The following is an 18792-nucleotide window of genomic DNA, read 5'->3' as shown; positions in this document are numbered from 1 at the left end:
TTGCTAATTTTCTATTCTAAAACCTACTTCCGTGATTCCGTCTAATGTTTTTACACCCACAACTTTTCCGGTTTGTCTGACGGCGTGTCGGATGTGCACTTTATATATGCCGGGTTTGAATTTCATGCGTTCTTTGTAAACGAGTTTACTTTCCTTCACATCCGTAAAACCTTCGCCCAATAATGAACCGTCATCATTCGCCATTTGGTATTCGAGCGTATCGACCAAGGTCATTTTGTCGGGTTGCTCCATCGCAACAATTAAGAAAAGATTGTTGTATGGATAATTGTTGTTGTCACGGATATTGAGGAACAGATTGTATTGTTTTTTAGAATCCATTTGAGGCAACTCAAAACTCACAATACTGTCTTTATCCCAGCTTTTACCAACTGATTTGTATTCGTCGAACACTCTTTTTTTATCGCAGGAAAACAACGATATTATTACCAGAAAAGATAGAAAACTATTTTTTAGGCTCATTTCTATTAACAGGAATTATTTTATTATTAGCCGGTCTTGGGCCGTTATTCCCTCCATTGTTGGGCTGACCGTTGGGTTGTCTTTCTCCGGAAGGTTTCTTTTTCTTATTCGATTTTTTCTTTCTGTTGGGTTGATCGAAACGCGTCAGACTTTCTTGCCCCATCGCATTGTTGAAGTCTTTCTCAGGTTCAGATACAATTTCTAAAGCAAAATCTTCAAGCGAAGATACTTTGTTTTTGAGTTTGTTTTCAGCGATGATTTCACGCACATGTTCTATTTTCAACACATGCCATTGCGCAAAATTATTCGTGTAAGCAAACCACATCAAACCTTTAAAAATATCCTGTTTCTGACAAATCGCATCACCTTTTTCAGTCACCAATTTGGTGTCGAAATCAGGGAAATCCTGCAACGCATCCATGTAAGTGTCGAGTTCATAATTCAAACAGCACTTCAATTTCCCGCATTGTCCCGCCAATTTCTGCGGATTCAAAGACAACTGCTGATAACGCGCCGCTGAAGTATTGACACTTCTGAAATCGGTAAGCCAAGTCGAACAACACAATTCTCTTCCGCAAGATCCGATGCCGCCCAAACGTGCAGCTTCCTGACGGAAACCAACTTGTTTCATTTCGATTCTCGTGCTGAATTCTTTCGCAAAATCTTTAATCAACATACGGAAATCGATACGGTCATTCGCGGTATAATAGAACGTCGCTTTCGATCCGTCGCCTTGGAATTCGATGTCAGAAATTTTCATTTCTAAGTTGTGGGATATCGCCAATTCTCGTGCTCGGACTTTCATTGGCTCTTCCTTATCGCGGGCATTCGACCAAATGTCAATATCTTTTTGAGAAGCTTTTCTGTAGATTTTGGCAACTTCAGGACTCGTATGATTCGTTCCTTTTTTCTTCATTTGGATGCGAACCAATTCACCCGTTAAGGTAACAATTCCTATGTCATGCCCTGGTGAAGCATCTGTTGCCACAATATCACCAATACTCAAAGTGAGTTTTTCGGAATTGCGATAAAATTCTTTTCTACCGTTTTTGAAACGAACCTCAACACAGTCGAAAGGCGCTTCACCATTAGGCAAACTCATATTCGCGAGCCAATCGAAAACGGTTAATTTGTTGCAGCTATCGGTGCCGCAAGTCCCATTATTTTTACACCCCTTTGGCGCACCGCCATCTGAGGTTGAACAACTTGTACATGCCATAAAACTTGAATATATATTGATCGTCGCCAAAGGCAGACTACTAGACAAAACGTTTAGAGCGTAAAGATAGTATTTTTTGCGAAAGTTGCTAAGTTCCCGAGATACTAAGTTGCTAAGTTTTTTTGAATGAAAAAAGCCTGTTTCGTTTTTGTTGAAACAGGCTTTTTGATGTGATTTATGAATAATAATTACTCGATAATTTTATAGAGTTTGTCCGACAATCGAACGCGGAATGGTACTTGAAAAGTAACTTTATCGTCGATGGTCGCATTGTCATTTGCTTTCCCGTTGACGAATAAATTTTCAAGAATTAATATTTCATTGCCGGTACTTGGTCCGGAAATCAAGATTTTATCTCCGTTTTTTAATTCGTTGTTTTCGATTAAAAATTGGGCAACACTCGCTTTGGTGAAATAATGTTGTGCTTGGCCAATCAATACTTTTTTGATTTTTATTTTTTGACGAATCGCTTTCGGCTTTTCAGCAATGGCTAAAGATGTATCTCCTAATTCGCCTGAATGTTTGAATTTGAGTTTATCAGACTTTCCTTTTCTGAAAATTTTATTGCCATTGACAATACCGCGACGCAATTTGACTTGTTCATCCAAAGGCATGTGAATGATTTCTTGGCATTCAACGGAACAGCAATTTTCCATCACAGCTTTACATTCGTCGCATTGAATGAACAACAAATGACAACCTTCATTCTCGCAATTTGTATGATTGTCGCACGGTTTCCCGCATTGATGGCATTGCGAAACGATATCATCCGTAATGCGTTCTCCCAACCGATGATCGAATACGAAATTCTTTCCGATGAATTTGCTTCCGAGTCCTTCTTCTTTGATTTGATTCGCGTAATTGATGATACCGCCTTCAAGTTGATAGACATTTTTAAAACCCTGATGCTTGAAATAAGCTGATGCTTTCTCACATCGGATGCCACCGGTGCAATACATCACGAGTTTTTTGTCGTCTTTATGGTCTTTGAGCTGCTCGTTGATGATGGGTAAGCTTTCGCGGAAAGTCTCTACATCCGGCGTAATGGCATTTTTAAAATGACCGATTTCGCTTTCGTAATGATTCCTGAAATCGACTACAATTGTGTTGGGATCTTCTAAAATCTCATTAAATTCTTTGGCTTTCAAGTGTACGCCGATGTTGGTTACGTCAAAAGTTTCGTCGTTCAAACCATCAGCAACAATCTTGTCGCGGACTTTTATAGTTAACTTTAAGAACGAATGGTCATCTTGCTCTACGGCCACGTTCAAGCGAATGCCTTTCATGAAATCGTAGGCTTCTAAAGTTTGACGGAAAGCTTCAATTTTTTCAGCAGGAACACTCAATTGAGCATTGATTCCTTCATGGGCTACGTAGGTTCTGCCGAGCGCATCAAGTTGGTTCCATTCGATAAATAAATTGTTGCGAAATTCTTTTGGATTTTCAATTTTGGCATACGCATAGAAAGACAAAGTGAGTCTTTGTTTGCCGGCTTGGTCAATAAGTTCGGCTCTTTCTTCTGCGCTTAAGGTGTTGTACAGTTGCATGCTATAAACGTTTAAGTGAGAAATATTTTGAACTCTAATTGGAAGAATTCGGGGCAAAGATAAAAATTTACTTAAAGACGTACAAGGTTATGTTTACGATAAATGGATTATAAGACTCTAAGACTATAAGATTCGATCTTACAGTCTGAAATCTTACAATCTTATCATCCGTTCCCTAGCCCCGATAGCAGCGGTTATCCTTTTGTGCCGGTGTTTACTTCGTCAGTTCGCCAAGGCTCGGGTGGCACAAAAGATTGGAGCGAATAGCGGGATTAGCTTCTAACAAAAAAGCCAAACAATAACGTCTGGCTTTTTATAATTGTGATTTACTTCTTAGCAATATTCTTCGTAAGCGTCTTTCAAATTTTCTGCAATGAGTTCAGCCGGACGGCCTTCGATGTGATGACGCTCTAACATGTGCACCAATTCACCGTTTTTGAACAAAGCCATACTCGGCGATGAAGGTGGGAAAGGAAACATATGTTGTCTTGCGGCATCAACGGCATCTTTGTCGACACCCGCGAAAACTGTGATTAGATGATCGGGTTTTTTAGCTCCGTCTAAACTCATTTTGGCTCCCGGACGGGCGTTTCTAGCGGCACATCCACAAACAGAATTGACAACTACTAAAGTTGTTCCGTCTGATTTTAAAGCGTTTTCTACGGCTTCTGCGCTATATAATTCTTGAAAACCTGCATCTGAAAGCTCGGCTCTCATGGGTTTTACCATTTCTTCTGGATACATAATATTTTAGATTTTAGATTGCTTCGCCAGTTCGCTGACGCTCGGGTGCTGATTTTAGATTTAAAAATCATGATGCAAATATAAGCAGAAATATAAATGAGAATCTTAAAGATTTGTTAGAATATTCTGCGAAACAATGCTTTCATAAAAAGCCATTTCGGGCATTTCCAAATGACTTGTAAATCTTCTGTGAATGTGGTTTCTTCATCGAGAAATTTAAAAATCAACGTTGGATTTCCTTTTTGAAATAGTGCTGAAAAAACGTTGCTGCCTAAAGCATTATTTCGATTTAAAACATCTAAGAACAACAAATCATAAAACCAAAATTTGTCTTTTTTATGGAATTTTCTGAAGTCGTTTTCTGTCGATAGAAACTCAACCAATGCTTTCGATTTTTTGATGGTGTTTTTGAATGTATAACCCGTACTCGCTTTCGTCCATCCACCGGCAGAACCAATGTTGATAATGTTTTTACTGTTGTGCTTCCAAAACGGATATGAGGTCATGGGAATATTGCCATATTCTTTTTCGACGATTTCGTACTCAGTAATGCCGAGTTTTTGAAGGTAATTTTGAATGGCCATTTCGTATTCAGCAGTTTCCAACAACTCTTTTGAGAACAAAGTATATTCCACCAAAGCTTCGGTTTCTGAAAATGGTAAAACATACATAAAACGTGTGTTGCCTTTTTGTTCGATGGAAAAATCCATGAAAGTGGCTTGGTTTGGATTGAAAACGGTGGTTTTGCTTTTAACAAACCAACCAATGAAATGCTGTTGTAATAAAGGATATTTTGATTGATTCTTTACGATTTCAGGGTTGAAAATGGAATTGAAAACCTGATTGCAAGTAAAACTTTGGGTTTCGGTTTTGACGACACAATGATTTCCTAATTCCTCAAAATCGATGACTTTTTGTTGTATGAAATGAATGTTGCTTTCTTTAAGAATCGTTTCCAAAATCAAAGTATAGAAATCCAAACCTTTGATCATTTTGTATTGATATGGACTTAAATCCAAAACCCTTTCAGCATCTGAATCTGCATAAAGCGCCATATTCCATGATTTGGAAATGATGTTCTCGAAAGTGTTTTTTTGATTCCAAAAACACCAAGTTCGGTCGTTGGTTTTCTTGGCATTTTGATCAATAAGCAATATCGATTTGTCTTTGAAATTTCCGGAAACCACCATTTCATATACCGTCATCATCGAAGACAAACCGGTTCCTGTGAAAATATAATGGTAGTGTTGCATGTTTATATTCGAAATGAAAACCCAAAAGCGATGTAGTAATCCGGTGCGTTTTCAGTTACACCAACGCCCGATGACAAATCTACCATAAAATTGCGGTTTACCAAATACGTAATACCGGCATCAAAGTTATGATTGGCTTTGTCTTCTTGTGGCGCAAAACCAAAGAATTCGACATATGAGCCTAATTTTTCATTAATCGAATATCCTGTAGTCAGTGTATAAATAAAAGTCGGTTCGGCGGAAAAGCCGTCCCATTCACTGCCTAAATTATAACCCAAACTGAGCTTATCCGACAGCGTATGTTGCATTGTAAATCGAAATTCAGGTGCATAAAAATCAGCTTTATATTTTGACGAAGCCGCTTTCGGAATTGACATATGACCGATAAAAGATGTTTTTGGAATGATGCCTTTTTCTTCGCAAATTTTGATTTTACAACCTATCAAAATCGGATTAACACCGGAAGTTGTTGTGTCTAGTTCTTTATCTACGACCCATTCGGTAATCAAACGCAATTCGAAATTGTCATTCACACCGTATTTCCATAAAGCAGATGGCAACGCTAAAGAAGTACTATTGACTTTATTTTTTTGATAGCTAAAACCCACCTCAAACTGAAACATGCCTTTGGGAACAATCGCAGGTGTTTCGGTTTGATCGGGGCGATCAGCTTCGATAGGTTCTGTGGTTTGACCGGTAACCATTACACCATAAACTAAAAATAAAAATAAAAGCGAACGTTTCATATTGATAAATTTTTAGACAAACCTAAAAAAATATTTACCTAAATCAAATTTATTTTTATATTTGCTTAAAATATTTCCGTTATGAGCACATCGTTAGAAGAAGTAAATCAATCTGTTCCCACCCAAAACAAAGCAACAGTCTTCAGAAAAATTCTTGCTTTTTTTGGCCCGGCCTACTTAATCAGCGTCGGTTATATGGATCCCGGAAATTGGGCAACCGATATCGCCGGTGGTAGTCAGTTTGGCTATGCCTTGATTTGGGTTTTATTGATGAGCAACATCATGGCACTGCTTTTACAAAGTTTAAGCGCACGTCTCGGTATTGTAACCCAACGCGATTTGGCACAAGCTTCGCGCGAAACGTATTCGCCTTTCATCAATTATATTTTATATTTTCTGGCTGAAATTGCGATTGCCGCCTGCGATTTAGCTGAAGTGCTGGGAATGGCCATCGGTATCAATTTGTTGTTTGATATTCCACTGATTCAAGGTGTGATGATTACTGTTTTAGATACATTTCTACTACTATTTCTAATCAACAAGGGCATCAGAAAAATGGAAGCTTTCATCATCGCACTAGTCATGATCATTGGCTTTTCATTTATTTTTGAAATGATATTCGCGCAACCTGAACTTCCAAAAATCATCCACGGACTCATTCCTAGTTTACCCAACAGCGCTGCTTTATACATCGCCATCGGAATCATCGGAGCTACAGTCATGCCGCACAATTTATACCTGCATTCGTCTTTAGTACAAACGCGAAAATTCGACCGCAGTACTGCCGGAATCAAACAAGCTTTAAAATACAATTTCATCGATAGCACTATTGCGCTCAACTTAGCGTTCTTCGTAAACGCTGCCATATTAATCTTAGCCGCAGCAACTTTCTATAAAAACGGCATGTTTGAAGTCGCCGAAATTCAAGATGCACACCGATTTTTAGAACCCCTTTTGGGCAACCAATGGGCGCCAATATTATTCGCAGTCGCGCTGATTGCAGCAGGGCAAAGCTCTACCATCACAGGAACATTAGCAGGACAAATCGTTATGGAAGGTTATCTCAATCTAAGAATCCAACCTTGGGTAAGACGCATCATCACGCGCCTCATCGCCATCATTCCGGCTGTAATTGTCATTCTGGTTTACGGCGAAAGCGTCACCGGAAAAATGTTGATTTTAAGCCAGGTGATTTTAAGTTTACAACTCGGATTCGCCATCATTCCACTGATTCACTTTGTGAGCGACAAATCGAAAATGAAAGGTTTTCACATCAGCAAAATAACCCAAATTGCCTCGTGGATCGTCGCCAGCATCATCGTTTCTTTAAACGCCAAATTGGTTTTTGACGAAATCACAGGTTGGTTAGAAACTTCAGAAAACCCAATCGTATTGTGGCTTACCGTGGTTCCTTTAGCTTTCGGATTTCTGATTTTGTTGCTCTATATCGTGTTCAAACCGTTCGTGACTAAAAGCAAACAAACCATCGAAAACCATTCGCCGCACCATATCGAATTAAAATTTTCACCCTTCGAAAACAACGCCAAAAAGAACATTGCCGTTACGGTAGATTTCTCAGCCGCTGATGAAAAAGCATTACAACACGCTATTAATTTAGGCGGAAAAGAAGCCCATTACACTTTAATTCATGTCGTAGAAACCGTCGGCGCGATGATGTATGGCAGCACCATTATCGATCATGAAACCACCATCGACGAGAAACTATTGCACGAATATTTCGAAATGTTGTCTGATAAAGGTTATCAAGTCGACACTAAGTTAGGCTTCGGAAAACCCGGAAAAGTCATTTCAAACTACATCAACGATGGGCATTTCGACCTGCTCATTATGGGCACGCACGGCCACCACACCTTCAAAGATTTGCTCTTCGGAACCACGGTTGATAAAGTGCGACATGAAATCAAAATTCCGTTGTTTATTATCAAGCATTAGAAGCCGGGAACCTGCTATCCGTTGATATCTTTCGCGCCGAACAACGGCACAAAAGGATAACCACTGCTATCAGGGCTAGGGCAATTTCTTAACAGGAACTTTCAATCCTAAATCGTATCTTTGATAAAATTTAGGTGCTAAGGTTCTGAGGTACTAAGGGCAAAAAACTTTCCGAGCACGACCTCAGAACCTCAGAACCTTAGTACCTCAGCACCTTGAAAAATGACCTTATCAGAAGAAAATTACCTCAAAACCATCTACCACTTAACTTCAGCAACCGATACTGAAGTAAGCACCAATGCCATAGCCGAAAAAATGGAAACCAAAGCTTCCTCGGTCACCGACATGCTCAAGAAATTATCCGAAAAAGATTGGATTCATTATAAAAAATACCAAGGCGTTTCACTGACTGAAAAAGGACAATTGGCCGCCAAAATGATTGTCAGAAAACACCGTTTGTGGGAAGTTTTTTTAGTCGAAAAACTCCATTTCGCTTGGGATGAAGTGCACGACATTGCCGAACAATTAGAACACATCAAGTCGGAACAACTCATCAACAAACTCGATAATTTTTTAGGAAACCCAACCAAAGATCCACACGGCGACCCGATTCCCGACAGCAACGGAAAAATCATCGCAATAGAAAAAGTGTTGCTTTCAGAAGTTTTGCCCGACCAAAAATGTCAATGCATTGGCGTGAAAGATTCCTCTGCAGCATTTCTGAAATACCTCGACAATAATAAAATTGCACTAGGAACCTCGATAAAAATGTTATCAAAAGAAGAATTTGATTTATCTTTAAAAATCGAAATCGACCTCAAAGAAATGGTCATCTCACACAAAATCGCGAGCAATCTTTATGTGAAATTGGTTTAAAAAATCAAAAGTTATGAAAACCCGAATAGCTATAGTGTTCTTAAGTTTGTTATGTCTTTCCGTTTCGGCACAAAAACGCAAAAAGGTAAAAGTAAAACTCACCGACTTTACAATCACACAAACCAAAACGCTCAAAAAAACCGGAACGCAATTGTTTCTCAAACAAGTCATTTCTGACGGTCGTTGCCCTGAAGGCATAAATTGTTTTTGGGCCGGAGAAGCGCAAGCCAATATTTCAACCTACAAAAACGGAAAATGGATTGATGAAACCATCATCACATTCACACCTAAAAAAGAACAGGAAAATAAGGAATGGCTTTCCAAACAATTGTCTATTCCGATAGAAAAAATAAAAAGTATGGTGTTGTTTCCTTATCCTAAGGATAGCTTGAAAATCAACCCTAAAAATTATGTAATCAAAGTGGCGATTAATAAATAATCAGTGGCATCCACAATCATCCGAACCACAATCTTTCCCTTTTTTTTTCTTTTTAAAAAAGAATTTTTTCACCAAAAAAGCAACGGCGATTCCGAGTACAACATACATTATGATTTCTTGGACCATGATTTCTTGGTTTCAAAATTTATTCGTGTTAATCTTTTATTTCAAAAGTTGATACGCCACCAAAGCCACAACATAAGCCAATCCGCTCATCAATACCAATTGAATCATTGGCCATTTCCATGAATTGGTTTCTTTTCTTGTAATGGCAAGTGTACTGGCACATTGCATCGCAAAAGCATAAAACAACAACAGTGAAATTCCTGAAGCAAAGTTGAATATTTTGGCTCCGGTTACAGCGTTGGTTTCGGCTTTCATTTTGTTTTTTATGGTGTCTTCATTATCGCTATTGCCTACACTGTATATCGTTGCAAGCGTTCCAACAAAAACTTCTCTAGCCGCAAACGAACTGATTACGGCTATGCCAATTTTCCAATCGTAACCCAAAGGCGAAATCACAGGTTCAATCGATTTTCCCATGATTCCGATATACGAATTTTCTAATTTTTGTGAAGCAACAGCATTCGATAATGCTCCTGTCGACAATGGATTTTCTTTGTTTAGCTCAAGCACAACTTTTTCTGCATTGTTGAAATTGGCACCCGGACCATTCGATGCTAAAAACCAAAGAACAACTGAAATGGCTAAAATGATTTTCCCAGCACCGAAAACAAATGCCTTAGTTTTTTCGACCACATTAATAAAAACATTTTTTAAAAGTGGTAATTTATAATTGGGCATTTCAACTACGAAGTAGGTTTTGCCTTTGATTTTCAAAATTTTATTCAACACAAACGCAGAGAAAAGTGCCATTCCAAATCCAATCAAATACAATAACATCAGCGTCAAACCTTGCAAATTGACAACTCCAAAAACATATTGATCGGGAATTACCAAAGCAATAATAATCGCATAAACAGGCAATCTCGCGGAGCAAGTTGTAAATGGTGTGACTAAAATCGTAATCAACCGTTCTTTCCAGTTTTCGATATTTCGGGTCGCCATAATCGCAGGAATTGCACAGGCAGTTCCTGAAATTAGTGGTACAACACTTTTTCCCGAAAGTCCGAAACGGCGCATGATTTTGTCCATTAGGAAAACCACACGACTCATATAACCGCTTTCTTCGAGTATGGAAATGAATAAAAATAGAAAGGCTATTTGCGGAATGAATATTAAAATGCCACCAATACCCGGAATGATTCCTTGTGAAATCAGATTGGTTAAAACACCGGCTGGTAAATGCTCACTTGCTTTTGTACTTAAAGTTGCAAAAGTACTGTCGATATAATCCATTGGGACTTTCGACCAATCAAAAATCGATTGAAAAATAACGCCCAAAATCAAAAAGAAAATCACATAACCCCAGAATTTGTGGGTTAATACACGATCCAATCGACTTCGAAAATCTTTAGCATTCGCCGTATCAATTTGTTGGCCTTCTTTTAAAACGTCATTGATAAATTGATAGCGTTTGATGGTTTCTTTTTGCTGCAATCGTTTTAAATCTGAGTGCGACTTGGTGAAAGAGCTTCGAATTTCATTGCGCTCTAAGTTCAAAAAATTGACATCTTGTGTGATGACCAACCACAATTTATAAAGCAATTGATTCGGGAATGCTTTGCGCAAATTATCGAAATAAATTGAATCAATACTCGAAGCATTGAGACATGGTTCGGTAGAAAGCGATTTGTAATTGACGATGAGTTCCTTCAATTCTGTGATGCCCAATCCTCTTCTGGAACTGATGAGTGCTACTTTGGTTTTGAGTTTTTCTTCGAGCAACGGAATATTGAGCGAAATGCCTTTGTATTTCATGCGATCCGCCATATTGATGACGAGAATCGTTGGGATTTCTAAATCTTTGATTTGCGTGAAAAGCAGTAAATTTCGTTTTAAATTTTCTACATCCGTAATCAACAAAGCCACGTCAGGATAGAGTTTGTCGTTTTTATTAAGCAATAATTCGATAACAACATTTTCATCTATCGAACTGGCATTCAAACTATACGTTCCTGGTAAATCAAGAATATTGGCTTTGATGTTTTGCGGCAATTTGCAGAATCCGATTTTCTTTTCGACCGTGATGCCGGGATAATTTCCAACTTGTTGGTTCAAACCTGTCAACTGATTGAATACCGAAGTTTTCCCCGTATTGGGATTTCCGATTAATGCGACATTGATGGTTTGCTTGGCTTTCATGATTTTTATTTTTGAAGCATTTCGACTTCAATTTCACAAGCCGTTTCTTGTCGAATAGCGACATGAGCGCCATTGATGTTTAGGTATAAAGGATCACCGAAAGGTGCGATTTGAATGAGCTCGACGATGTTGCCCGGCAAGCAACCCATTTCTAATAATTTTAGCGGAATGGCTTCAACATCAAATTCTTTAATTAGTGCTTTTTCGCCTTTTTTTAAATCGGAAATTGTAGTTCGCAAATCTTATTTAGATTGAATTAAGATTGTAAAAGTACAGATAAAAAAAGAATATTAAATGATAATTATCAGATTTAAGGAAACTTTATTCTTCGTTGCAAAGCCAATTGATATCATCAATCAAGCGTTGAATTTCTTCTTTTTTGGTGCCGTCGTAAAATCCGCGAACGCGTCGTTTGGTATCAATCAGCACAAAGTTTTCGGTGTGCACCATATCGTATAACTCCGAAGGTTTTCCGAGTTTGACAGCCAAATAAGATTTTCGGGCCATCGTATAAATAGCTTTTTTATCTCCGGTAACGAGATTCCATTTGCGATCATCAACGCCTTTTTCGATAGCGTACTTTTTTAAAACGGGAACAGAATCCGTTTCGGGAAAAACGGTATGAGAAAGCAACATCACTTTAGGATTGTGTAGAAATGCTTTTTGCACATCGACCATATTAGTCGTCATTATCGGACAAATCGAGCCACAAGTGGTGAAGAAAAAATCAGCTACATAAATCTTACCTTCATAATCTTTTTGAGTGATGGTTTTTCCGTTTTGATTGGTGAATGAAAAATCCGAAATCGTGTGGTATTTTTGAATGTATTGCACCGTACTGTCGACCAACTCAGGGTTTACATCAGACGGATTGAATATCGGCAATGTCTTTTTTGGCTTCAAAGCAAAATAAAACAATGCTATACAAATGATAGAAAACACCGTCATAATTCCGAAAAAGATTCGAAATTTTTTCAAAAAATGCAGCATAATTTAAATTTGTAACAAAAGTATGAAATCACGACCTATCGACATTCAAATTTTATCAATAGTTTTGCAACCTTAACCAAACTTTAAATAATGAAAATACACTTTTACAAACAACTTGTTTTAATCATTCCGATGCTTATCGGATGTCATGTTATTCAAGCGCAAGATTCGACAAATAAAAAACCAGGAATCAATGTTGCTGACATGGATAAAAAAGTAAAACCTAGTGACGATTTTTATCGATACGTCAACGGAACTTGGCTCGACAAAACGGAAATTCCAAATGATAAAACGGCTTGGGGAACTTCAGAAGAATTATACGAAAACACGAATAAAGATGTCGCCAAAATCTTAAAAGATGCTATCAATAATCCGAAATACAAATCAACTACCGATGAAGGAAAAGCGATCAATTTGTATAAATCGATTATGGACACCATTTCGAGAAACAAACAAGGAATCAATCCACTAAAACCTTACCTCGCGCAAATCAACGCCGTTAAAAATATGCAGGATTTACAAAACCTCATCGTTGCGATGGAACCGATTGGTGGCATTGGTTTTTTCTCAGTATCGATTGGTGCTGACGATAAAGACAGCAATAAAAACTCGGTCAATATAACACCCGGAAAAGTCGGATTGCCTGACCGTGATTATTATATTTCCGAAGACAAAGATTCGAAAGAAAAAAGAGATAAATATGTAACGCATGTGGCTCGAATGCTTAAGTTTTTAGACAACGACCCAAAAGCCAATACCTTGGAAGATGCTAAAAAAGTATTAGCCTTGGAAACGGCAATGTCGCAGCCAAGATTAGATCGTGTTGAACGAAGAGACAGCAGAAAACAATACAATCCGATGACGGTTGCTGAGCTTCAAAAAATGACACCAGCCATCAATTGGAATACTTATTTCACTTCGCTTGGAATCACCAAATTGGATTCTGTGATTGTAACACAGCCTAGGTATATGGCCGCTTTGCAAACCATTTTTTCTGAAAATAATATCGATGCCTGGAAAGCCTACATGCGCTTGACATTATTAAACAGAACTGCCGGACAATTATCCAGTACTATTGGTGATGCTAATTTCGATTTCTATGGGAAAACATTGAATGGTATTCTGAAACGAAGACCACTTGACGAAAGAGCTTTACAAACCGTCAATTTCTCTATCGGTGAAGCTTTAGGTAAATTGTATGTAGAGAAAATGTTCCCGGCTGAAGCCAAAGCCAAAGCGGAAAGTATGATTAAAAATATCATTCAAGCTTATAAAGTAAGAATCAATAATTTGACTTGGATGTCGCCTGCAACCAAAACCAAAGCGATTGAAAAATTAAACAAACTCATCATCAAAATTGGTTATCCAGATCATTGGAAAGATTATGGAACATTAAAAATTACAGCAGCCAATGAAGGTGGAAGTTACTTCGAAAACATGAATAACATATCGAGCTGGAATTTCAACGATGAAGTCCGAAAACTAGGCAAACCTGTTGATAAAACAGAATGGTTTATGTCGCCACAAACGGTCAATGCGTATTACAATCCATCGTATAACGAAATTGTTTTCCCAGCCGCCATTTTACAACCCCCATATTATGATTACAGAGTAGATGAAGCCTTGAATTTCGGTGCAGTAGGCGCTGTTATCGGGCATGAAATTTCACACGGTTTTGATGATTCAGGATCGCGATACAATGCGGAAGGCAACTTAGTAGATTGGTGGACAGAAGACGATTTGAAACAATTTACTGCATTAGGAACTGCATTGGCAGATCAATACAGTGCTTTGGAACCATTCCCCGGAATTCATGTTGATGGTAAATTTACTTTGGGTGAAAACATCGGCGATTTGGGTGGAATCAATGCCGCTTATGACGGATTGCAAATGTATTTGAAGTCCAATAAAAATCCTGGTTTGATTGACGGTTATACACCGGAACAACGATTCTTTATTTCTTGGGCCACCGTTTGGCGTTCGAAAGCGAGAGAGGAATCGATTAAAACTCAAGTGAAAACCGACCCGCATTCGCCGGACAATTATAGAGGTTATGTGCCTTTGCAAAATGTGGATGCTTTTTATAAAGCATTTGATATTAAAGAAGGAGACAAAATGTATATCGCTCCAGACAAACGAGTAAAAATCTGGTAAGTCTTAATTACATCATATTAAAAAATCCCATCCGTTACATCAGATGGGATTTTTTATTGAAGAATAACTTATAACTCGTATTCGTTTTTAAGCCGCCATTTTCTTTTTTCGCATTGCTTGATTGACTAAATACAATCCAATCAGAACAATGATTCCGCCAATGGCAATCAACAATGTTAGTGGTTCTCCAAAAATAATCGCGCCTAAAATCACCGCAACGATCGGGTTGATGTAAGCATAAATACTATTGACTTCTGCGGGTAATTTTTGTAAAGCATAAATGAAGGCAACGAATGTCAACACCGAACCAATAATCACCAAATAGCCAATCGACCACCAAGAGTTTGAAGGAATTTCACTTAATGGAATGGTCGTTCCTGTTGCGCCGATAATGGTAAATAAGAACAAACTCGAAATCATCATTTGCAATCCCAAACTAAAATACGGATTGAAACTTGCCGCTTTTTTCTTCGTGTATAAGGTGCCGAAAGCCCAAGTTAATGTGGCGATTAACGATAATAAAATTCCAAAACTAAAATTAGGTTGTAGAAAATCTTTGAGATGATCATAGAAAATAATGCAAACACCGCCAAAGCAAATCAGCAATCCGGTAACGGCTAATTTTGATGTTTTTTCACCTCTAAACAACGTGATGATGACAATCCAGATGGGAAAGATGGCGCCCAAAATCGCACCCAAACCACTACTGATATATTTGATGCCCCAAGTGCTTAAGCCGTTGCTTAAAACAAAATTCAGCAAGCTCAAAATCAGAATGGTTTTCCATTGTTTGCCTTTGGGCCAAGGTGTCTTTTTGAATAAAAAATAAGCTACATACAAAATGCCTCCTAAGAATTGTCGAATCGCTACTAGTTGCATTGCGGGCATGTGTTTGACACCTTCTTTCGAAGCAATCCAAGTGGTTCCCCAAAAAAAACTAACCCAGCACAAAGCCAGTATTGGCAAACCGATAGCTTTTACTTTTAGAGAAACTGCTTTTTTAATTCTTGCTTTCAATTACAGCTTGTTTTTGGTAAAGGTATAACCTAAGACTGAAATTACTTTATCGCTTAAAATTGTTTTTCCGATGCATCGCTTGTTGGCATTAAACTCAGGAATATCCAAATTCAAGTCGATGGCTTTTTGAGTGTAATATGCTTTTCGTGTAGGATGAAATGGCGCAACTGCATTGAACGTTTCATTCCAAAAATCGCTTTCAATAATTTTTTGAATGATGCCGATGCAATCGTCTTGATGAATCAAATTGATTGGCGCATCAGGGTTTTCAATGTTTTTTCTTCCTGCTAAAAAACGTATCGGATGTCTATCGTTTCCAATCAATCCGCCAAAACGAACAACAGTAGTTTGAAAATGATGGTTGTTTTGTAAAAGTTGTTCGGCTTGAAACAATTGCAATCCACTTTCGGAATCCGGTTCTGGAATCGTGACTTCTGTAATGGTTTCATTACAATCAGGATACACCGAAGTTGAACTCACGAACAACACTTTTTTGATGGTTGATGCTTCAACGGCTGCCATAATATTTTGAACTTTTGCAACGAAATTTTCTTTCACATCGCCTCGTAATTTGGGTGGAATGTTGATAATTAAAATCTCAGCGTTTTTCAAAAACGAAGTCACATCGCCTTCGATTCCTTCACCCGAAACATTGATTAAGAAAGGTCGAATACCGTTATTTTCTAAAACAACAAGTTTGGCTTCAGAAGTTGTGGTCCCTTTAATCTCATAACCTTGACGAATCAATTGCTGCGCTAAAGGCAAGCCCAACCAGCCGCATCCGAGTATGCTAATTTGTTTCATTGGTGCATTGTAAAATCAATATTATTTGATTTTGATGGTATCAACAACTTGTACAATACTATCATTTTTCAAGTCAAAGGTAGGAATTGTAATACTGGTTTCAGGTGTTATTATTCTTTCAGAAGGTTTGATTTTTTGTTCAATCACAACAGCATCCGTCAAAACGAAAGGCATGGGCATCATCCAAGAAGCGCGTTTGACCATAGTAAATAAAGGGTTGTTCATCAAATCGAAAGCGCTTTCCACCAGATTCATATTCAAAATCGATTTAGCATTAATACTGAATTCCAACTCCAACGGTTCATTATTCACCACATAATAACTCAAAACTCTTTTAGTTGTTCTTTGGTATAACGACCCTTTTTGCGTGATCGCTTTAACATGATTTGCTTTCAAATTATAGATTGCCATTTTTTCATCAGCGAAAATATCGTAGCGATTCACTTTTCGATTGGGTGAAATTCGAATTTTTAGCAAACGTTGATTTCCAACTACAGAATCTTTTAAAAATACAATGGTTGGTTTTGCAATATTTTTGATGGGTGCTTTCGCTGTAAAAGTAAATGCTGAATTGTATTTGCTAAACAAATTGTCGCCATCAACAGCATTCGGTTTTTGAGGATTTTCACCCAAATAATTTTTCGTCCATGCATCTAAATTTTGATCATAAGTTGCCCAAGTAGCTCGGTTTTTATCTGCATTTAAAACATAAACCAGACTATTAGGTTTCGCTTTTCCTACTTCATAAGATGAATAATAGTGCGCCATTCCAAAGAACACCATCGAAAGAATGAACAACGTGCTGATCCAAAATCTTTTTTTGCCAAATGAACCAAAAATCGGAAGCAACAATGCGAAAACCAATACCGTAAGAACGGCGCTTCCGGTCAACATTTTCAATCCCAAACCAATCGGAAATTGAATAATAAACGGCACAAAAATGACCAAAGCCGGAATCGATAAAATCAGATTTAAAGCCAAATTGGTTTGCTGTGTTATGATGAAATACGCCAACATCAACAACCCGAAATAAACGGGAATGATAAAAAATCCGGCGCCGGGAAGATAAATCGCAATGGCTAAATTGATTAAAATCCACACAAAAAGTGGTGCGATAGTTTGATTTAAATTGACCGTTGCCGTTTTCGAATTCCCATAAAATAAGAAGGCAATGGCCAAGTTTAAAAACGCAAAAGCGGCAAGATAGTAATGTCCGTTATACGTAAATCCTTGAAGAATATCCTGGTATTGCGGATAGATTTTCAACAGCAATTGCCAACCAAAATAATTGCAGAAACCAGCAGTAATCAACGCTCCAAACAAATACAAAAACCCTTTAGCGATTTCTTTGCCTAATAAGATTTTTTTGCCCGCTCCGATGATGACCAAAAATAAGAAAAACAACAACGCTCCAATAGCCATTTTCATAATCCATGCGAATGAATAACTTACAAAATAAAACGGTGTGTTGAAATAAACATCGTCTTGAGTTGAATCCAAATGCTTTAAATCTGCGTTCGAAAAATAACCCAACATCGGCATCAAATACGAGCCTTGATGTGCTATGGTTGTTGGATTGACATGCGCAAAATTATCCTGTGCCGTATGATAATTAAAATGATTATCGATAAACGCAAAGTTGAATCCTTGAATCTTTCCTTGTTCTCTGAAAACGGTCAAATCAGTGTCGTTGGGAAGCATTTTATAGATGCTGTACATGAGTGAATTTGACACCGGATATTTCGGATTGGCTTTGGTGAAGCCTTCAACCATAGCAGAATTTCCTTGATTGACTTCCATCAACATATAACTTGGCCCTGAAGTTCCTCGCGCTTCAAAATTGAGTGCCAAACCAATTTCTTTGGCCCATTGATGTTGTGTTACGAAAAGTGCTGCGCCATTCAAACCCAACTCTTCTGCATCGGAAAATAAAATAACAATGTCGTTTTTATGTGGCTTTTTTTGATGTAAAAAAGCACGTAAACCTTCTAAAATTGTGGCCACTCCGGAAGCATCGTCGCTCGCTCCACAAGAAAAAGAATGCGGCGCGCTGTCATAATGTGATAATAGTAAAAGCGCTTTTGAGGTGTCTGTTCCGTCAATTCGGGCAATAATGTTTCTAGATTTAACGAGATTTCCCCATTCGGTTAGCGTTGTGCCTTCTTGGGTTTGAGGATTCAACCCTAGCTTTTTTAATTCTTGTATTAAGTAATCGGCTACCACTTCATGATTTTGCGAACCGATATAATGTGGTTTTTGAGCAATATTTCGAATGTGCTCTATGGCTTTGGGTGTAGAAAACTCA

16 protein-coding genes are annotated in these 18792 nt (G+C 38.0%); 4 read left to right on the top strand and 12 right to left on the bottom strand.

Features of this window, described 5'->3' with window-relative positions:
- Positions 1-3: 3 nt before the first annotated feature.
- The 6 genes from RMO03_RS00150 to RMO03_RS00125 all read right to left on the bottom strand — a co-directional run bounded on the left by RMO03_RS00150 (position 4) and on the right by RMO03_RS00125 (position 5989).
- Positions 4-480 carry a gliding motility lipoprotein GldH gene (locus RMO03_RS00150; RefSeq protein WP_309640048.1) on the bottom strand — a complete coding sequence of 159 codons (477 nt, stop codon included), beginning with the start codon at positions 478-480 and terminating at the stop codon, positions 4-6.
- On the bottom strand, positions 464-1699 hold the full coding sequence (locus tag RMO03_RS00145) for a regulatory iron-sulfur-containing complex subunit RicT (RefSeq protein WP_309640047.1): 1236 nt from the start codon (positions 1697-1699) through the stop codon (positions 464-466). Before RMO03_RS00145 ends, RMO03_RS00150 begins: the two co-directional genes overlap by 17 nt.
- Before the next feature lie 188 nt (positions 1700-1887).
- Complete coding sequence (locus RMO03_RS00140; RefSeq protein ID WP_309640046.1) at positions 1888-3246, bottom strand: rhodanese-related sulfurtransferase; 1359 nt, start codon at positions 3244-3246, stop codon at positions 1888-1890.
- A gap of 333 nt (positions 3247-3579) precedes the next feature.
- A complete protein-coding gene (locus RMO03_RS00135; protein ID WP_309640045.1) occupies positions 3580-3990 on the bottom strand; it encodes a BrxA/BrxB family bacilliredoxin in 411 nt (136 codons plus the stop codon).
- 116 nt (positions 3991-4106) lie between these two features.
- Positions 4107-5243, bottom strand: coding sequence for a lycopene cyclase family protein (locus RMO03_RS00130; RefSeq protein ID WP_309640044.1), 1137 nt, complete (start codon positions 5241-5243; stop codon positions 4107-4109).
- Positions 5244-5245: 2 nt separating this feature from the next.
- On the bottom strand, positions 5246-5989 hold the full coding sequence (locus RMO03_RS00125; RefSeq protein ID WP_309640043.1) for a transporter: 744 nt from the start codon (positions 5987-5989) through the stop codon (positions 5246-5248).
- 81 nt (positions 5990-6070) lie between these two features.
- Here RMO03_RS00125 and RMO03_RS00120 point away from each other — a divergent pair, with 81 nt between their 5' ends.
- The 3 genes from RMO03_RS00120 to RMO03_RS00110 all read left to right on the top strand — a co-directional run bounded on the left by RMO03_RS00120 (position 6071) and on the right by RMO03_RS00110 (position 9257).
- A complete protein-coding gene (locus tag RMO03_RS00120; protein WP_309640042.1) occupies positions 6071-7942 on the top strand; it encodes an Nramp family divalent metal transporter in 1872 nt (623 codons plus the stop codon).
- Between the two features lie 222 nt (positions 7943-8164).
- Positions 8165-8818 (top strand): metal-dependent transcriptional regulator, encoded by a 654-nt coding sequence (locus tag RMO03_RS00115; protein ID WP_309640041.1) that lies wholly within the window; start codon positions 8165-8167, stop codon positions 8816-8818.
- Positions 8819-8831: 13 nt separating this feature from the next.
- On the top strand, positions 8832-9257 hold the full coding sequence (locus RMO03_RS00110) for a hypothetical protein (RefSeq protein ID WP_309640040.1): 426 nt from the start codon (positions 8832-8834) through the stop codon (positions 9255-9257).
- Positions 9258-9419: 162 nt separating this feature from the next.
- Here the strand turns inward: RMO03_RS00110 and feoB are convergent, their stop codons facing one another.
- The 3 genes from feoB to RMO03_RS00090 form a co-directional block, all read right to left on the bottom strand.
- Entirely contained in the window at positions 9420-11522 is a 2103-nt protein-coding gene (gene feoB / locus RMO03_RS00100; RefSeq protein ID WP_309640038.1) for a ferrous iron transport protein B, read from the bottom strand.
- A 5-nt stretch (positions 11523-11527) separates the two neighbouring features.
- The gene (locus tag RMO03_RS00095; RefSeq protein ID WP_309640037.1) at positions 11528-11761 is read right to left on the bottom strand and encodes a FeoA family protein; all 234 of its coding nucleotides are present in this window, start codon (positions 11759-11761) and stop codon (positions 11528-11530) included.
- 82 nt (positions 11762-11843) lie between these two features.
- The gene (locus tag RMO03_RS00090; RefSeq protein ID WP_309640036.1) at positions 11844-12512 is read right to left on the bottom strand and encodes an SCO family protein; all 669 of its coding nucleotides are present in this window, start codon (positions 12510-12512) and stop codon (positions 11844-11846) included.
- A 90-nt stretch (positions 12513-12602) separates the two neighbouring features.
- Between RMO03_RS00090 and RMO03_RS00085 the strand changes: the two genes are divergently transcribed.
- Positions 12603-14666, top strand: a complete 2064-nt coding sequence (locus tag RMO03_RS00085; protein ID WP_309640035.1) for a M13 family metallopeptidase — start codon at positions 12603-12605, stop codon at positions 14664-14666.
- Between the two features lie 87 nt (positions 14667-14753).
- On the opposite strand, the gene RMO03_RS00080 is transcribed toward RMO03_RS00085, so the two are convergent.
- The 3 genes from RMO03_RS00080 to RMO03_RS00070 form a co-directional block, all read right to left on the bottom strand.
- Positions 14754-15683, bottom strand: coding sequence for an EamA family transporter (locus RMO03_RS00080; RefSeq protein WP_309640034.1), 930 nt, complete (start codon positions 15681-15683; stop codon positions 14754-14756).
- Positions 15684-16487: an SDR family oxidoreductase gene (locus RMO03_RS00075; RefSeq protein ID WP_309640033.1), complete on the bottom strand. Its 804-nt coding sequence runs from the start codon at positions 16485-16487 to the stop codon at positions 15684-15686.
- A 21-nt stretch (positions 16488-16508) separates the two neighbouring features.
- Positions 16509-18792: M20/M25/M40 family metallo-hydrolase (locus RMO03_RS00070; RefSeq protein ID WP_309640032.1), on the bottom strand; the 2284-nt coding region annotated here is incomplete at its 5' end.

The sequence above is a fragment of the Flavobacterium sp. genome, from assembly GCF_031411595.1.
Taxonomy (GTDB): Bacteria; Bacteroidota; Bacteroidia; order Flavobacteriales; family Flavobacteriaceae; genus Flavobacterium.
The sequence above is the reverse complement of the archived record's forward strand: the minus strand, read 5'-3'. Positions and strand labels throughout refer to the sequence as shown.

Bases quoted from the DNA above. Each gene is read 5' to 3' on its own strand.
- RMO03_RS00110 (WP_309640040.1), top strand. From the start codon at position 8,832: ATGAAAACCCGAATAGCTATAGTGTTCTTAAGTTTGTTATGTCTTTCC.
- RMO03_RS00135 (WP_309640045.1), bottom strand. From the start codon at position 3,990: ATGTATCCAGAAGAAATGGTAAAACCCATGAGAGCCGAGCTTTCAGAT.
- RMO03_RS00140 (WP_309640046.1), bottom strand. From the start codon at position 3,246: ATGCAACTGTACAACACCTTAAGCGCAGAAGAAAGAGCCGAACTTATT.
- RMO03_RS00125 (WP_309640043.1), bottom strand. From the start codon at position 5,989: ATGAAACGTTCGCTTTTATTTTTATTTTTAGTTTATGGTGTAATGGTT.
- RMO03_RS00150 (WP_309640048.1), bottom strand. From the start codon at position 480: ATGAGCCTAAAAAATAGTTTTCTATCTTTTCTGGTAATAATATCGTTG.
- RMO03_RS00075 (WP_309640033.1), bottom strand. From the start codon at position 16,487: ATGAAACAAATTAGCATACTCGGATGCGGCTGGTTGGGCTTGCCTTTA.
- RMO03_RS00145 (WP_309640047.1), bottom strand. From the start codon at position 1,699: ATGGCATGTACAAGTTGTTCAACCTCAGATGGCGGTGCGCCAAAGGGG.
- feoB (WP_309640038.1), bottom strand. From the start codon at position 11,522: ATGAAAGCCAAGCAAACCATCAATGTCGCATTAATCGGAAATCCCAAT.
- RMO03_RS00115 (WP_309640041.1), top strand. From the start codon at position 8,165: ATGACCTTATCAGAAGAAAATTACCTCAAAACCATCTACCACTTAACT.
- RMO03_RS00130 (WP_309640044.1), bottom strand. From the start codon at position 5,243: ATGCAACACTACCATTATATTTTCACAGGAACCGGTTTGTCTTCGATG.
- RMO03_RS00085 (WP_309640035.1), top strand. From the start codon at position 12,603: ATGAAAATACACTTTTACAAACAACTTGTTTTAATCATTCCGATGCTT.
- RMO03_RS00090 (WP_309640036.1), bottom strand. From the start codon at position 12,512: ATGCTGCATTTTTTGAAAAAATTTCGAATCTTTTTCGGAATTATGACG.
- RMO03_RS00120 (WP_309640042.1), top strand. From the start codon at position 6,071: ATGAGCACATCGTTAGAAGAAGTAAATCAATCTGTTCCCACCCAAAAC.